This is a genomic window from Flavobacteriaceae bacterium GSB9 (assembly GCA_022749295.1).
Lineage (GTDB): Bacteria > Bacteroidota > Bacteroidia > Flavobacteriales > Flavobacteriaceae > Flavisericum.
Window position 1 is genome coordinate 1,938,436 of the sequence record CP062007.1, and the last position, 16,536, is coordinate 1,954,971.

General features: G+C 37.1%; 12 protein-coding genes. 7 read left to right on the top strand and 5 right to left on the bottom strand.

Going from position 1 to position 16,536, the window contains the following annotated elements; all coding sequences use genetic code 11:
• The first annotated feature begins 1 nt into the window (after position 1).
• Positions 2 to 736 (top strand): 23S rRNA (guanosine(2251)-2'-O)-methyltransferase RlmB, encoded by a 735-nt coding sequence (gene rlmB, locus GSB9_01698; GenBank protein ID UKM65136.2) that lies wholly within the window; start codon positions 2 to 4, stop codon positions 734 to 736.
• On the opposite strand, the gene GSB9_01699 is transcribed toward rlmB, so the two are convergent.
• Positions 733 to 1,455 carry a rhomboid family intramembrane serine protease gene (locus GSB9_01699; GenBank protein ID UKM65137.1) on the bottom strand — a complete coding sequence of 241 codons (723 nt, stop codon included), beginning with the start codon at positions 1,453 to 1,455 and terminating at the stop codon, positions 733 to 735. The genes rlmB and GSB9_01699 overlap by 4 nt on opposite strands.
• A 190-nt stretch (positions 1,456 to 1,645) precedes the next feature.
• Here GSB9_01699 and GSB9_01700 point away from each other — a divergent pair, with 190 nt between their 5' ends.
• From GSB9_01700 to GSB9_01702, 3 genes are all read left to right on the top strand, one after another.
• A complete protein-coding gene (locus tag GSB9_01700) occupies positions 1,646 to 2,929 on the top strand; it encodes a replication-associated recombination protein A (protein ID UKM65138.1) in 1,284 nt (427 codons plus the stop codon).
• A 168-nt stretch (positions 2,930 to 3,097) separates the two neighbouring features.
• Complete coding sequence (locus tag GSB9_01701) at positions 3,098 to 3,619, top strand: DUF4136 domain-containing protein (GenBank protein ID UKM65139.1); 522 nt, start codon at positions 3,098 to 3,100, stop codon at positions 3,617 to 3,619.
• Between the two features lie 241 nt (positions 3,620 to 3,860).
• On the top strand, positions 3,861 to 4,583 hold the full coding sequence (locus tag GSB9_01702) for an SDR family oxidoreductase (GenBank protein UKM65140.1): 723 nt from the start codon (positions 3,861 to 3,863) through the stop codon (positions 4,581 to 4,583).
• Here the strand turns inward: GSB9_01702 and GSB9_01703 are convergent, their stop codons facing one another.
• The 3 genes from GSB9_01703 to GSB9_01705 form a co-directional block, all read right to left on the bottom strand.
• Entirely contained in the window at positions 4,584 to 6,005 is a 1,422-nt protein-coding gene (locus tag GSB9_01703) for a M64 family metallo-endopeptidase (GenBank protein UKM65141.1), read from the bottom strand. It lies immediately after the preceding gene.
• Entirely contained in the window at positions 6,005 to 6,502 is a 498-nt protein-coding gene (locus GSB9_01704) for a hypothetical protein (GenBank protein UKM65142.2), read from the bottom strand. Before GSB9_01704 ends, GSB9_01703 begins: the two co-directional genes overlap by 1 nt.
• 104 nt (positions 6,503 to 6,606) lie before the next feature.
• Positions 6,607 to 12,900: a carboxypeptidase-like regulatory domain-containing protein gene (locus GSB9_01705; GenBank protein UKM65143.1), complete on the bottom strand. Its 6,294-nt coding sequence runs from the start codon at positions 12,898 to 12,900 to the stop codon at positions 6,607 to 6,609.
• A gap of 203 nt (positions 12,901 to 13,103) precedes the next feature.
• On the opposite strand from GSB9_01705, the gene GSB9_01706 reads away from it, so the two are divergent.
• From GSB9_01706 to GSB9_01708, 3 genes are all read left to right on the top strand, one after another.
• Entirely contained in the window at positions 13,104 to 13,841 is a 738-nt protein-coding gene (locus GSB9_01706; protein UKM65144.1) for a hypothetical protein, read from the top strand.
• 84 nt (positions 13,842 to 13,925) lie between these two features.
• Positions 13,926 to 15,281 (top strand): Mur ligase family protein, encoded by a 1,356-nt coding sequence (locus tag GSB9_01707; protein ID UKM65145.1) that lies wholly within the window; start codon positions 13,926 to 13,928, stop codon positions 15,279 to 15,281.
• Positions 15,282 to 15,496: 215 nt separating this feature from the next.
• Positions 15,497 to 16,003 carry a hypothetical protein gene (locus tag GSB9_01708; protein UKM65146.2) on the top strand — a complete coding sequence of 169 codons (507 nt, stop codon included), beginning with the start codon at positions 15,497 to 15,499 and terminating at the stop codon, positions 16,001 to 16,003.
• A 137-nt stretch (positions 16,004 to 16,140) separates the two neighbouring features.
• Here the strand turns inward: GSB9_01708 and GSB9_01709 are convergent, their stop codons facing one another.
• Complete coding sequence (locus GSB9_01709) at positions 16,141 to 16,506, bottom strand: DUF2200 domain-containing protein (protein UKM65147.1); 366 nt, start codon at positions 16,504 to 16,506, stop codon at positions 16,141 to 16,143.
• Positions 16,507 to 16,536 lie beyond the last annotated feature (30 nt).

A 16,536-nucleotide genomic window follows, 5' to 3' on the forward strand; every position in this document is an offset into this window, starting at 1 on the left:
CATGCAAAAGCTAACACAAATTTTTGGAACAAGAGCTATAATTGAAGCTATTAATGCTGGAGAGACTATTGATAAAGTTTTTCTTCAAAAAGGTTTAAAAAGTGACTTATTTAGTGAACTTGAGTCACTAATAAACAAAAAAGGCATAAACAAATCCTATGTTCCTGTTGAAAAGCTTAATAAGTTAACCAAAGGCAACCACCAAGGTGCCGTGGCGCAAATATCGCCAATTGCTTTCCATAACATGGAAGAACTGATTTTACAAGTTATGGAATCGGGCAAAACACCATTGTTTTTATTATTAGATCAACTAAGTGATGTTCGAAATTTTGGAGCCATAATAAGAACTGCTGAATGTACTGGTGTGGATGGTATAATTATTCAAAAAAAAGGAGCAGCACCAATTAATGGCGACACCATAAAAACAAGTGCAGGGGCTATTTTTAATGTTCCTATTTGTAAAGTAGACCACATTAAAGATGCTGTTTTTTACATGCAGGCTTCTGGAGTAAAAGTTATAGCTGCAACCGAAAAAACCAATGACACCATTTATGATGTTTCATTTACCGAACCCTGTGCCATTATAATGGGCTCTGAAGGCAGAGGTATTAACCCCTCAACATTAAAAGTAGTTGACGCCAAAGCAAAACTACCATTAATGGGCGATATTGAATCGTTGAATGTATCGGTGGCTTGTGGGGCTTTTTTATATGAGGCCCTTAGGCAACGTCGCTAATTAGTATCGTTTTCCTTAAAATCATACTTTATTTTAAGCGGCTCTTTATCAACCTCTTTGGTTTCTATAAAATTTCCCTCTTCATCAAAATGCTTTAGAAAAGGATCGTCGTCTTCATCATAAGTATCTTCCTCCCATTCATATTTTTTGGGTTTGGCTATTTGTTTTTTAAAAATTAATGCAAATAAAAAACCCGTAATTAAACCTGCTAAATGGCCTTCCCAAGATATACCTTCTTTAATAGGCATGGTATACCAAATCATACTTCCGTAGAGAAAAACAACTAAGAGCGATAAAGCAATAAGTCGAAAATGCTTAGCAAACACGCCCTTAAAAAAGGTAAAGCTCACCAATACATAGATGAGTCCGCTGGCTCCAATATGATACGATGAACGCCCAACACACCACGTTAACAACCCCGATAATAGGATTCCATAAAACAATACTTTCCAAGCAATTGGCCGATAGAAATAAAATAAAGCGGCAGAAAGCACAAACAGAGGTATCGTATTATGGTAAATATGCTGAATGTCACCATGAATAAAAGGACTTAGTACAATACCACGTAAGCCCTTTAAAGTTTGTGGGTAAATACCATATTTACTAAAATTATAACCAAAGCGAACCTCAAACCAGAACACCAACCAAATAATCAGCACAAAAAAAATAGGGTAAGCAATGACGCCTGTTGAAAATTTGAATTGTTCGTGTGATTTCATAAAACTAAAGATAGCAAATTGTAATCCAACTTTTGTTATATGCTAAATTGGCAGTTTGTACCGCGTGAGGGATTGGAGCGGAAATCCTTTTTATGAGGTACGAATAAAAAGATTGTAGCGTAAAGCCCATCCCCGATTTTTATTGGGGGCACGCCCAAAAACTTAAAAAAATTACTTTAATTTTACACTTATGAACGCAAACGAGCCCTTAGCTGAACGATTACGCCCAAAAACATTAGACGATTACGTGAGCCAGACCCATTTGGTTGGACAAGGTGGCGCATTAACACTGCACATAAAACAAGGGCTCATTCCGTCCATGATTTTCTGGGGTCCTCCGGGCATAGGAAAAACCACGTTGGCCAATATTATCGCTACAGAATCCAAACGCCCGTTTTATACGCTTAGTGCTATAAATTCTGGAGTTAAAGATGTAAGAGATATTATTGAAAAAGCCAAAAAAAGCGGCGGTTTGTTTACTACCAAAAACCCTATTTTATTCATCGATGAAATTCATAGGTTTAGTAAATCGCAACAAGACTCGCTGCTGCAAGCCGTTGAAAAGGGTTGGATTACACTAATTGGCGCCACTACCGAAAACCCCAGTTTTGAGGTGATTTCTGCGTTGCTTTCACGCTGTCAAGTTTATATATTAAATGCTTTTGAAAAAGCCGATTTAGAACAGTTGTTACATCGAGCCATTGAAAAAGATGAGTTCCTTTCTAAAAAAAACATTACCCTAAAAGAAACTAACGCACTCATAAAACTGTCTGGAGGCGATGCCCGTAAATTGCTGAATATTTTTGAATTGATCGTCAATTCTTTCGATACTAAAAAGGTAGTTATTACCGATGATACCGTCCTACAGCGTGTTCAAAACAACACGGTACGCTACGACAAAACCGGAGAACAGCACTACGACATTATATCGGCTTTTATAAAATCCATTCGTGGTAGCGACCCCAATGCAGCCGTGTATTGGCTCGCACGAATGATTGAAGGTGGCGAAGATGTTAAATTCATTGCACGGCGCCTGCTCATATCGGCCAGTGAAGACATCGGCAATGCCAACCCAACTGCTTTGGTTATTGCCAACAACACGTTTCAGGCCGTTAGCACCATAGGCTATCCAGAATCTAGAATTATTTTAAGCCAATGTGCCACATATTTGGCCTGCTCGCCAAAAAGCAACGCCGCTTACCAAGCTATTGGCAACGCACAACAACTAGTAAAACAAACAGGCGATTTAAGTGTCCCATTAGATATTAGAAACGCCCCTACCAAACTCATGAAAGAACTAGGCTATGGCGATAATTACAAATACGCCCATAACTACGAAAATAATTTTGCCACCCAAGAGTTTATGCCAGACGCCATTAAAAACACCAAACTTTACGAACCTGGAAACAATGCGCGCGAAAATGCACATCGCGAATTTTTAAAACAACGTTGGAAAGATAAATACAACTATTAATTTTTTATTTGGGCGCTACCGCAAGGGTCGGGCTTTTCATTGCAAGTCCCCGCTTCCCCGATAGCTATCGGGTCACTGTGGGCTTTCCATTTCAATCCTTAGCGCAAACCCGAACTTAATAACAGCATTGGAATAATTTTTGATTAAATTTACCATAAAACTACCGCTATGAAATTTCTATATACGGCCCTTTTAGCCCTACTTTTGGTAGCTTGTGCCCCTATTCGCGTTAATTACGATTACGACAAACAGGCCATGTTCAGTAATTACAAAACCTATCAATACTATGGTGATATGGAAACGGGATTGAATGAACTCGACACCAAACGCCTTTTGGACGCCATTGATGCCCAAATGATAGCAAAAGGCTTTTCAATTTCGGAACACCCAGATTTCTTTATCGATATTAAAAGTGTTGAATACCAAAATTCGCAACGTAGTTCTGTTGGCGTGGGTTTAGGTGGTAGTGGCCGCAATGTTGGTGGTGGTATTTCAATTGGTATTCCCGTTGGGCAAAGCAACATAAACCGACAAATAACCATCGATTTTGTTGATGAAAACAAAAAGCAACTCTTTTGGCAAGCCGTAAGTGAATTTGGCTTTAACCTGAATGCCACTCCCGAAAAACGGGAAGAAATATTTCGTGCTGTTGCAAAAAAAGTGCTTTCAGAATACCCGCCTATGAAATAGTTCTAATATTTACGAAAGCCTATAATCTTTCACAAGATTACTTGTCACCATTTGACTTGTTTCAAGGGTTTCCTTATAAAATAGTAACACACGCACCATGGGATGCTGAAACAAGTTCAGCATGACGAAAACAAACGTTATATCATAAAAAAAAGATAATCAACCATATTTTATAATTATCATAACATTTTAAATGCTTTAGTCTTTTTTTCATTTTGTAGTTTTACGAAAAAGAAAGATCATGAACGATATAAAAAATAAAGTAGCCTTAATTACTGGAGGCTCTAAAGGTATAGGTTTTGGTATTGCCAAAGCTCTATTAGCAGAAGGCGTTAACGTTGCCGTAACCAGTAGGAGTGAGTCTGCGGCCCAAAAAGCAGCCGACACATTAAATACAAGTACAACAAAAGCAAAAGCTATAGGCATTAAAGCTGACGTAAGAGATTTTGAAAGCCAACAAAACGCAGTAAAACAAGTTTTAGCGCAATTTGATAATTTAGATATTGTAGTAGCCAATGCTGGTTTAGGACATTATGGAAGCATCGAAGATTTAACGTTAGAACAATGGCACGAAACCATAGACACTAATCTTACTGGGGTATTTTACACGATCAAGTCTACGGTTGATGCTTTAAAAAAATCGAAAGGCTATTTTATTACCATTTCAAGTTTGGCAGGCACCAACTTCTTTACAAATGGTTCGGCTTACAATGCCAGTAAATTTGGACTCACAGGCTTTACGCAAGCTGTAATGCTCGATTTAAGACATCATGGTGTAAAAGTAAGCACTATAATGCCTGGTTCGGTATCTACTTATTTTAACAATCATACACCCGGTGAAAACGACGACTGGAAAATACAAATTGAAGACATTGGCGAATTAACGGTAGATTTATTAAAAATGCACCCACGTACACTGCCTAGCAAAGTAGAAGTGCGGCCCTCTATGCCACCAAAAAAATAATTAGTTTTTTATTATTTTTTTGGTGACTAGCAAAACATCATCAACATAAAAATTGGCAAGATATACGCCTGTTTTTAATTCGCTGATATCAACTTTTTGGCTGCTTTGATTTGAAACAGAAAAGCGTTTTAGCTGTTTACCTTCTATGCTAACAATAGCTACATTTAAATTGAAGTTGTTTGTGTTCTTAAATTTAAAGTTCACTATGCTATTTGCTGGGTTGGGATACATGTCTATGCTCAAATCATTAACAGAGCTTTTAATATCTTCAATTCCTAATGTTGAATAATTAATAGTCCAAGTTATAGAATAAACGTGTATGGTTTCATGATGGTCTACTTTTAAAAACGGACTATTATCATGAACTGCGACAGTAAGCATGTTTTCACCCTCTATAAAATTTGCTTCTTCAATTGAAACGGCATCTATGTTGTTAACAATATTTGTACTGTTTAAAGTCCATGCACTTTCTAAAGTATTTGGACTAGGTTTCAGCAAATCAATTTCGAATTGCATAGGAAAACTTGTCGGGTCATTAGTAATCGAACTGCTCGGTGAAAAAGACCTCAACGGCGATATTAATTCGTGTATCTTTTCAACCATTCCTTCTCTACATACTGCACAAAAAGGTTTGTTTAAAACTTCCATTTTACATTCACCTCTTCTTGGTTTGTACCATGTAGCTGGTGTCCCCGATGTACCATACGCGTAAAGGCCAACACCGTTAATTCCCAACCAATTTTTCCATTTCACGATATTGGCATCGGTTTCTTGTGTCATGTTTATTGCCTCGGCATAATATACATCGGGCACCAAATATTCATCCTTTAAATGGAACATGGAATGTCCCAACTCATGTATCGCAATTTCACTAGAACTTGCATGGGTTGATGCGATAGGAAACTCACCTCCCGTTCCTCCATATGTTGGCGTATTTACCAAAATTAAAGCTTGGTCGTAAGTTGGGAAGTTATCAGCCAAAACCGACCGTATTTTCATTTCAGCACTGGCGGCATCGGCATAATCTATCCCGTAATAAAGATATCGATGATACCCAAAAGCATCAAATGTGGCATCAAAATAAGTGTCAACAAAATATGGGCTGCTACCTGTTTCATCAACATCTGTGGCCGTTGCAGGGTGATCGGCACCACTTTCGTTTGAAGGCACTTCTATGGCGTACACATTAAAATAATCGGCATACTCCTTAAAAGGACTTTGACTGAACATGTTATTGCTAAACGTTGTTGCATCGGCTAAAAAGTCGGGCAACTCAGTGCTTTGATAACCCTCACCTAAAATCACCAAATTAATGCGCTCGTTATCTGGTCCGGCTACTTTTATCGGGGTAACTTGAAAGCTTTGGGTGTAACCCCGAAATACATTTATAAACAGAAAAACTCCAAAAAAGATACCTTTCATCACGGATTAATTTTGGTTTTTATTAGAGTTATGTCTTCTAAAAAATTCTTCATTAAAACATACTTAGCCTTGGGATCAAGTTGCATCCTCACGGAAAAATCAGCTTCTTTCAAATCTAAAACTTTTGTTTTTAAACGCATTTCATCGTCAATAAACTCTAGAGATTTACGAAGTGGATTTTCAATAATCGTCTTGTTCAATGCCTTACCGTTTTTATTGTACTGAATACACACCAAATTTTCTGGATTATTCGTTGCCTCGGCAACCCCCTTTTTTAATATTCCTTCGGTCACCTTTTTGCTTATAAATTCTACCTCCTTATTTCCATTAGGCAGTTTTTTCAACTTATAATTCAAAAAAACAATGGTGTTGCTAACTTTTGGTTTTAGAGGGACACTAGCTTTTTTACTGGTTCCGCATGAAAAGACCATAAGCAAAAAACAAACCAGAAACATCGATTTGTTTACAGATTTGTCTTTTAGATTGGGCAACAACATATTTAAACTTGTAAGCTTTGACGCATAGCAAATATAACGATTAAATAATTTGTTAGGTTATATTTTTATGATGCCTCCATTCGCAAAAATCATCTTTTACGGCCTTACTCTACATAAATTTTAGTTCCTTCGCTATGGCTACTAAACTCTGGTGCATACATACTTTGAGTGGTTGTAATACCATTGCTCATTTCACCAGCATTATTAACACGTAAATCGTATTCAAAAACGTAAATGCCTTTGGGCAAATAATCGAAAAAGAAATTGGTACTGGCATCCTTTGTGCTTTCATAATACCCCAAACCATCCTGCCATTTGTATGCACTCAATACATTTACAGGCTCTAATCCGGCGGCACGCATATCTTTCATGTGAACAAATTCCATAGCGCGATCGCTGCGCAATTCTATACGAACACGAACCAAATCACCGACTTTCAAAGGGCTATTTTTTGTGATTTCTGAAATTTGCTCGCCCGTATCGGTATTCTTCTTCAAAAAGAGTTGTTTCTTCAATTTAAGTGGGGTTTCGGCTGAAGTAATCTTATCTAAATCTTCAAAATACTGCCAATACAATCCTCCCCAAGCTATACCATTTCCCTTTTTCGAAATGGTAACTTTGGCCATCTCTGGTTTTATTTCAGAAGCGTTCCACGAGGTTTTAAAATAGCCTGTCCCCGCTTCAATATTTACATTTTCCAGCTTGGCAGTTTCTATTTTTTCATTACCAACGACAACATCAACAGCATCGGTTACACTCAACCAATCGCTACCCTGCAATAGTAACGCATAAACTGCATCGGTTGTGGCTTTGGTGGTTTTCCAACGGTTGGTTTGCTTGTTTTTGAGCAACCAGATTTTTAGATTATCGATGGTTTCTATGTCATTTTCGATTTCCGAAAACGCTTCAATCAACAAGGCTTGTGTTTCAATAGGCGCTTGGTACCAAAACCACGAATTGGTGTTTGTTTTCCAATACATGCCCAATTCTTCTGAAGTAATACTAGTTTCCTTCAACGATTTCAAAATTTTTGAAGCGGTTTTTTCATCACCGTTTCTGTGCGACACCAAAGCCATTAGACCTTTTGCATAAAGCGAACGGCTTAGCCAATATTTCTGGATTTGCGATTGGTAATACGCCATAAATTCCTCCACTTCATTAGACCTTTTTATTTCTGGGAAAAAGCTTCTCATATATAGATAATGAAATTGCGTGTAACTTAAATGGTCTTCGTTTAAATCAACCGTAGGATTATATTTTCTGATGTCTTTATATTCTTTTATAAACTCACTATCTAAATAATTAATGGCCTTTTCTAGCATTTTTTTTGCTGTATCGCCTTGAATGACATTAAGTTTTAAAAGATGTCCAAAACCTGTAATGATATGTTGGGTTACATATCGGTTTTCGTAGCCACCGTTAAACCATGCCCAAGCACCCGACGACATTTGGTTATTTTTTAACTTACGCATGGCCATCTCCAGTTCGTTGTTCATTTTATTTAAATCGAATAGAAGGGCGATACGTTTTTTTTGATCTGTTTCGCTTTGGGCATCGCGCAACCACGGTGTTTCCTGAATTAAAATTGACTTTAATTCTTGATTTTTTTCAAGGTTGGAAATTAAGGCGGCTTGAGAGGCCCACTGATTAAAAACTTCCTGAATTCTAGGGTTGCTGTTTACAATATGGCTCGCCAAAGCATTGGCATAATACCTCGAAAATGTTTGCTCGTTGCATTGGTACGGATATTCCATTAAATAGGGCAAGGCTTGTACTGCATACCATGCCGGGTTAGACGTTATTTCTAAAGTTAATTTATGGTTTTTAAGTGTTGACGAAGTATTGGTCTGCAATTTATCCAAAGTGAATGTTTGGGTTTCATTACTTTTCACCCACATGGGCATGGTTTCGGTAACCAACATACGATTACTTAAAACGGGCAATGCACTTTGTTCGCCATCGCTAAAATCTCCAGCTTGGGCTGCAATTTTATATTGCACGGCATTTACATTTTCAGGAATGGTTAAATTCCATGATACCTGGGTGTTTCCACTAGGTAGAACCGAAAACGTCTCGACTGCGCTCGACGTGACAAGCATTTCGTTTATTTCCTCACCTGAAATCGCATCGGTTAAAATGAGTTTTGCTTCACCCGATACTTTTTTTTCAGTAAGATTTGCAATTTTAGTGCTGATAGTAATTTTATCGCCTTCCCGTAAAAACCGAGGCGCATTGGGAATGACCATAAGTTCTTTTTGGGTTACAGTTTCCAATTGCGTCACTGTACTTTCCAAAGTTTTGGTGTGCGCCAACAGTTGCAATTTCCATTGGGTTAAAGCTTCGGGAGTAGTGAAACTAAAGCTTATATTTCCATCTGCATCGGTTTGCAATTGTGGGAAGAAAAAAGCAGTTTCTTGTAAATTTTTGCGGATTTGGATATTATCGAAGTTACGCTTGTCATTATTTTCTTCAATAACATCTTCTTTCAATTCCATATTCATTTCTTCTTTCAAAGGAGCAGCTTGAATTGTTGAAACAGCTCCAGTAATATCGCTTTTCTTTCTCGCTCCATACCCAGCAACAACAACTTCGTTTAATTGAGCACTATCTTCTGCCATTGATAATTTTAAAAAATTATCGTCATTAATATTTACAGATCTACTTACAAAGCCAATAAAACTAAGAACCAATGTTTCTGTTTTAGAAGCCTTTATACTAAACTTGCCATCAAAATCAGTGGTTGTGCCTCTTGTCGTCCCCTTAACAAGCACATTAACTCCGGGTAAAGGGTTACCTTCCTCGTCTATCACCAAACCAGAAACAAACCCATTTTTTATTGAATCATCATACCTTGAAACCGTTTTAAGCCTTAATGTTCTTATATAATTGTCATAGTACCATTTATTAAAATTAAAACTAAACCCAAACCAATTCCATTGGTCATAATCCTGTTGCGGGTATCTTATACGCATTTTGCCGTTGTAAACCCTAAAATTTTGGGTTCCAAAACTTTTACTATGTTGGCTATACACATGCGGATTGTAAGTGGGTTGATATAGTGGTGAAAAGTTCCATGAATGCGATTTAAACTGATCTAAAGATGCATCGTACATACTGGCTAAAAGCTCAGCACTCACCTTTTCACCTAGTGGGCCTTTAATTTTAAACTGCCAAGTCTCATCGGTGCCAGGCTGCAACTTATCACGAAACGTAAGGGTTTCAATATCTAAATCAGTTTTTGGATAAGGTACTGACATGTTCAACGTACCAGATTGAAAACTATTAAACACGGCAAAACTGTAATGCACCGCAAAGCCTCCTAAATCATTCTGGTTAACAGGAATTTGAATAGATTTTTTATTGGCATTAAGTGTAATAACTTCTGTTTTTATAATATCACCGTCTTTTTCAACTGATACGGTAACCGAAAGGTCTTCTGTTGCAGAGGCCAAGGTGATTTCTGCCATTTCACCAGCATGATAAGAAGCTTTATCGCTAGAAATGCTGAATAATTGATTATCGGCCAGAACCTTATCACTTTCGCTAAACACACTTATTTTAGCTTGGTCTGTAACGGTTTGTCCAAATCGGTCCTTGCTTTTTAAAAGTACAAGATACTGTCCAGACACCCATTTTTTTATTTTCCCAAGTTCTACTTCTTTTGAAAATTTGGTGTCGAAAGTTTTGGTAAGCATCAATTTGTCTTTTTCCCAATTTTCAGATTCATGCTCGTTGGTATAAGCCTCATGTGGGAACATTTTTTTGAAGGCTTCTTTCGATAGTGTTTGATAATCTGGTGCAGCCCAAGGACGTTTACGTAAGACAGCATTAGGAGCTTTCAGTTTATAAATTTCAATCGTTCCTTTGGCGGAAACAAATTCACCATTTAAATTTTTAGTTTCTATGTTTATGGTATGCTCCTTATTGGTTTTATCTAATATCTTAGGCACATCCATGGTAGCTACTAAGGCATGATACCCCACGTTTACAATACTAGTAGTACTTCGGGTTTCTCCATTTAAATCGGTAACGTCGGCGGTTATTTCATAATGAAAAATGGGCAAATTGCTTTTATCGATACTTTGGTCTGGAAGCGCTTTAAAGGTAATGGTAAAGTCACCTTTTTCATCGGTTAATGTTTCGCCATGCAAAATTTCCTGTGGTTCGCTGTTAAACCAAGGTCGATACCAATAATACCAACGCGGGTATTGCACTTTTCTGTGAACGCGGTACACCACTTTGGCTTCAGTAATATGGCTTCCAGCATAAGCCAAAGCAGTACCTTTAACCGTAATAGAGTCATTGACTTTGTAGTTTTTAGTAATGGGTTGAAATTCGGTTTTAAATTTTGGGCGTTTGTATTCTTCAACCGAAATGTAATGCTCGGTAAAAAAGTCTTCCTCATCACCATCAAATTCAATGTAATATTGACCGTTGAGACCATTGTTGGGCAAAATAAATTCGCCCGCTACCGACCCAAAGGCATTGGTTTTAAACTCCAGTTCGGCTACCTCCTCATCATTTACATTGTAAAGTGTCGCATAAACCAGCTCGTTAGCTGCCACCTCAGAATTACCATCTATGGTTTTCATCGCAATGGCCTTAAAATATACCGTTTGCCCTGGACGATAAATACTTCTGTCGGTAAAAACAAAAGCTTTATAAGTTTCTTTTTCTTCGTTTCTATCGTAATACGGACTTATATAGTAATTGCCAAAATAAGCGGTGTCCTTGCCATACTTAACCTTGGCTAAAATATGGCTGTAGCGCACTTGAGACTTCGCTATTTCTATCTGCCCCACGCCATTTGTATTGTACGTCTTGGATTGAGTGGTTCTGTTATTATTTTTGTAAAAACTAAGCACTATCTCGGCATTTGAGATTGGCGCTCCGTTATTTCGATTTATAATTTGAAAAACCTTATGCTGTGGTGTTTCGGTTTCAACCAATGCCAAATCTGTAACCTGTATGTGGGCAAAACCGAATACATTTTCGGCACCTTCAACCGTTGCTAAAACCACATAACGGCCATTATTCAGTTTTGGCACTACAATTTCGCTACTGTGCACTTGGTAATCTTCTTCATTTTTTAATGGACTTTTCCACGTGTCGGTAACATCAAGTGTATTTAAAAATGGCAATTGCTCATCTTTTCGGTATATTTTCTTGAAAGCTTCAAATTCCTTTTCAGAAAGCTTCAATATTTTGAAATGCAATTCGTCCAAATTTTTATACCGCACCAATAGCCTTGAATGGGCTTGGATGGGCAAAAATGCTTCGGCAGTAATTTGAAGCGATTGGTATTCAATTTGCGATTTTAAGGTTTTACACTTTTCGGCCGCTGTACTTTTAGGGAATTTTGAGATAACGCCATTGCAAATTTCTAAAGCCTCTTTAGCTTTCCAACGATGGATTTCGTTGGCAGAGGGTTGGAAATTTTGACTTAGCTGAAAATACAATGAAGCTATTTCAAAATCGTATAAACCAGAGGTTTCATGACCGCTTAATTGTTCACTTTGTGCTTTTAAAGCCTCTAAAAGCAAGGCTTCATTATTATTGAATATACCGTGTTCGTATACAAATTTCAAACGCTCAATATCAACATCGGCCAAAGGATAGGCTGATTTTCCCTTTAAATGAAACTGAATTAAGTCCTGATAGATTTTTAGAGCATTTAGTTGTAACGCCGTGGAATCTTTTGATGTTATTCTTAACTCAGAAAACCTTCTGGCATCCGCTAAGAACTCGGGATTATCCAGCTCAAATTTATACGCTGGCTTGGTAATATGAGTTTCGTTGGTTGTGTAAAATTCTAAGGCTTGATGGCTCAAAAAATCATAGAGCGTTGGCCTAAATTTTTTAGAACCTTTTACTTCTTGCAACAGCACACTGTATTGGTTCAGTTTTTCCTGCTGAAGCATCAATCCGTTTTGCAGTGAATTTTGAAAATGTAGGTGTACCTCGTTAAAAAGGGTTTCTAAATCCCAGGTTCTAAAATCGTTTTTATTAACCTTTTCAGAAGTCTTTGTGCGGTTATAAAACTGCCAACGATTTTGGTTGAAATACTGCCAAAACATATTGGCAAGCATATTTTCTAGAATATTTTTTGTTGGAAACGCACTTTTTTCAATCTGATTTCTAAAATCGTCAACTATGTTTAGTTGTGCATCTTCCTCTAAAACCAAAGCAAACTTACCTTTAAAAAGCATGGTTTTTACCAGCTGCACACTATTGTTGCCTTTAATGGCCTTTTGCTGAATGTCTTCTACTACTTTTAAGGCCGATTTAGGCAAACCTTCAGCTTCAAGCGTTTCGACCTTTAGCCATAAATCGTTATTTTGGGCATTTGAAGTCGACGAGAAAAGAAGTACCATAAACAAGAAAAATATGCGTTTCATTAGTGTGCGTTTTACAGATTAAAAGGCGTTTAAATAGATAACTGATAACAAAACGCCATTTACTCGTTGATTTTACCCTAAATTAGTTTCAAAAGCTGTACCAAAACAACAGTGAATGAGGCAAACTAAGGTTTTGTTGAGTGAATTTAACCATTTTTATAGTGAAGCAGAAAAGATTAACTTTGAATTTTCGACCTCATAATATGACCAATACGTTTTTATATCTTTTTTTGTTGCCGGTTTTGGCTTTCGGGCAATCCAATTTTGAAAAAGCGAAGTTGTTATTCGAAAAAAAACAGTTTACTGACACTGGAAAAACCTTGGTTTTATTTTTAAAATCCCATCCAAATCATTTAAACGCCATTGAATTATTGGGCGACACCTATTCAAAACAAAAAAAATGGGATGCCGCTTCAAATCAATATAAAAGATTGGTTGAAGCAAATAACAAAAATGCCAATTACCACTACAAATACGGTGGCGCTTTGGGCATGAAAGCATTGGAAAACAAACTAAAATCGATCGCTTATGTTGGCGATATAAAGTCGTCTTTTTTAAAAGCGGCCGAATTAGATTCAACACACATTGGTACCCGCTGGGCTTTAGTAGAATTATATATGCAACTTCCAGGTGTTTTTGGTGGTAGCAAAAGCAAAGCACTAAAGTTTGCAGAAGAGCTTGAAGCGCTTTCTAAGGTCGATGGCTACCTAGCTAAAGGCTACATCTACGAGTACGATAGCGACCCCGAACTTGCTGAAAAAAACTATAAAATGGCCATAAAGGAAGGGGGTTCACTATTATGTTACGACAAACTTACCAAGTTTTATTTAGCTCAAAATCAGCCTAAAAAAGCGATTTCAAACCTTAACGAAGCCTACAAAAAACACCAAGACAAAGCGTTATTACTAAAAATAGAAGAAATCGAGAACAATTATTTTTGATAAGGTATCATTCAAAATAAAACATCGCTTAGCTTTCAGTAAAAATTATTCAATCAGTATCTTTACAGTCTACAAATTTAGTTTATGAACGTACATTTTATAGCCATTGGCGGTGCTGCCATGCACAATTTGGCACTAGCCTTACATAACAAAGGATATCAGGTAACGGGCAGCGACGATACCATTTTCGAACCTTCAAAATCCAGGCTGGAAGCCAAAGGTTTATTACCAAAACAGTTTGGCTGGTTTCCCGAAAAAATTACCAAAAACCTTGATGCTGTTGTTTTGGGCATGCACGCTAAGGCCGATAACCCTGAATTATTGAAGGCTCAGGAATTGGGACTAAAAATTTACTCATATCCCGAATTTTTATACGAACAATCTAAAGGAAAAACCAGGGTAGTCATTGGCGGAAGCCACGGTAAAACCACCATTACTTCTATGATTTTACACGTTATGCACTATCACGACCGTGATGTGGATTATATGGTGGGCGCCCAATTAGAAGGCTTTGACATGATGGTAAAACTCACCGAAAACAATGATTTTATAGTTTTAGAGGGCGACGAATATTTGAGCTCGCCCATTGATAGACGTCCAAAATTCCATTTATACAAACCCAATATTGCCTTGCTCAGTGGCATTGCATGGGATCATATAAACGTATTCCCCACCTATGTAAACTATGTGGAGCAGTTCAGTATTTTTGTCGATTCGATTGTTAGCGGCGGCAGTATTAATTACAACGAAGAAGACCCCGAAGTAAAAAGCGTGGTTGAAGCCAGTGAAAATACCATAAGAAAAATTGCTTACCACACGCCTGAATATACCGTTGAAAACGGCGAAACGCTTTTGGAAACGCCTGAAGGTCCACTGCCCATTGAAATTTTTGGAAAACACAACCTCAACAACTTGGCTGGTGCCAAATGGATTTGCCAACACATGGGTATTGACGAAGATGATTTTTACGAAGCCATTGCCACCTTTAAAGGTGCCAGTAAACGTTTGGAAAAAATTGCCGAAAGTAATAATGCTGTTGCCTTTAAGGATTTTGCGCATTCGCCAAGTAAAGTAGAAGCCACAACCAAAGCTGTTAAGGAACAATATGCCAACCGCTCCTTAGTCGCTTGCTTAGAATTGCATACTTATAGCAGTTTAAATGCAGAGTTTTTAAAAGAATACAAAGGCACCTTGGTTGCTGCCGATATAGCCGTCGTGTTTTACTCACCACACGCCGTTGAAATTAAAAAGCTTGATGCGGTAACCCATGACCAAATTGCCGATGCGTTTCAGCGAAACGATTTAAAAATTTATACCAATCCAGACGATTTTAAGGCTTTCCTTTTTGAACAGAATTTTAACAATAAAGCCTTGTTATTAATGAGTTCCGGCAATTATGGCGGATTGAATTTTGATGAAGTGAAAAAATTAATCCGTTGATTTTTATTAAAAATAATTATAATATTAGGCAGCCATTCTTACCTTATAAGCTATGTGCGAAAACAGCTATAATGAAGAAAACACTATTAATTATATGTATCACATTTTTATATTGTTCTTGTACTCATTCTGAAAATTCTCAAAATGAAGAACAAGAACAAAAAGTCAAAAGTTTTTATGCTTTACAGGTTGGCAACTCATGGGTTTACAAAAGTATGAAGTATGATATTAGTGAACAAGCATATAAAGAAACAGAAATTATAGATTCTGTTTCCGTCGTTGGAACTGAAAATATTTTAGGTATTACTTATTTCAAATTTAAAACAAAAACAACAGGAAGCACTGATTCGGGAACACCCTACAGTAATCCTAATGGAATCAAGTTTGATTATTTTAGAGAAGTTGATGGAAATTTAGTCAATGAAAACAATGAGATTATATTTACAACAACGGATTACACAGAACATACTATTATTGAGGCGACATGGGGAAGCATATTTCAAAAATTAGCAGAAGATTTATCAACTATTAAGGTTCCTTCGGGCACTTTTCTATGTTATAACAAACAACAATATGCTCGAACACCAGACGGAGAACAGCTTCCTTCAATGGACAATTATTACTATGCTGAAGGCGTGGGTTTAATTCAAGATTCCGTATCCTTAATAGCCTTAGACACCCCAGTAATGATTAGACAGCTATTTTCCTATAACGTAAACTGATACTACCTCTTGCAACTCCAAATAAATTGCCAATACGTTGTTTCAGCAAAACGATTTAAAAATTTAAAAGATTACTTCAATTAAACCTGTCTTTAGCGACAGTCGAAAGGTTCTTAATGACGATTGAATCGGATTTTTCATGATTTCCGCAAAATCTTTTCCATTTTTCTACCTTTGGCCAATTCATCCACCAACTTGTCCAAATATCGCACATTTCTTGTGAGTTGGCTTTCAATCTCTTCAATACGGTAACCGCAAATAACACCTGTAATTAAATGAGCATTGGGATTTAGTTTTGCTTTAGAAAAAAAGGTTTCAAAAGTTACTTTTTCATCAATGAGTTTCTGTATTTTTTCCTCACCAAACCCAGTAAGCCATTCAATAACTTGATGCAACTCATCTTTTGTCCTGCCCTTTTTTTCAACCTTTGTAACATAATGCGGATAAACCGATGCAAAAGTCAATTTTGCTATTTGGGCGTTATGTTTAGGAGTTGTTTTCATGTTATTTTACTTCTTCTTAAATTTACAATA

Excerpts from the sequence above, each read along its gene's own strand:
- GSB9_01703 (UKM65141.1), bottom strand. The coding sequence starts at position 6,005 with ATGAAAGGTATCTTTTTTGGAGTTTTTCTGTTTATAAATGTATTTCGG.
- GSB9_01699 (UKM65137.1), bottom strand. The coding sequence starts at position 1,455 with ATGAAATCACACGAACAATTCAAATTTTCAACAGGCGTCATTGCTTAC.
- GSB9_01701 (UKM65139.1), top strand. The coding sequence starts at position 3,098 with ATGAAATTTCTATATACGGCCCTTTTAGCCCTACTTTTGGTAGCTTGT.
- GSB9_01707 (UKM65145.1), top strand. The coding sequence starts at position 13,926 with ATGAACGTACATTTTATAGCCATTGGCGGTGCTGCCATGCACAATTTG.
- GSB9_01708 (UKM65146.2), top strand. The coding sequence starts at position 15,497 with ATGAAGTATGATATTAGTGAACAAGCATATAAAGAAACAGAAATTATA.
- GSB9_01702 (UKM65140.1), top strand. The coding sequence starts at position 3,861 with ATGAACGATATAAAAAATAAAGTAGCCTTAATTACTGGAGGCTCTAAA.
- rlmB (UKM65136.2), top strand. The coding sequence starts at position 2 with ATGCAAAAGCTAACACAAATTTTTGGAACAAGAGCTATAATTGAAGCT.
- GSB9_01705 (UKM65143.1), bottom strand. The coding sequence starts at position 12,900 with ATGAAACGCATATTTTTCTTGTTTATGGTACTTCTTTTCTCGTCGACT.
- GSB9_01709 (UKM65147.1), bottom strand. The coding sequence starts at position 16,506 with ATGAAAACAACTCCTAAACATAACGCCCAAATAGCAAAATTGACTTTT.
- GSB9_01700 (UKM65138.1), top strand. The coding sequence starts at position 1,646 with ATGAACGCAAACGAGCCCTTAGCTGAACGATTACGCCCAAAAACATTA.
- GSB9_01704 (UKM65142.2), bottom strand. The coding sequence starts at position 6,502 with ATGTTGTTGCCCAATCTAAAAGACAAATCTGTAAACAAATCGATGTTT.
- GSB9_01706 (UKM65144.1), top strand. The coding sequence starts at position 13,104 with ATGACCAATACGTTTTTATATCTTTTTTTGTTGCCGGTTTTGGCTTTC.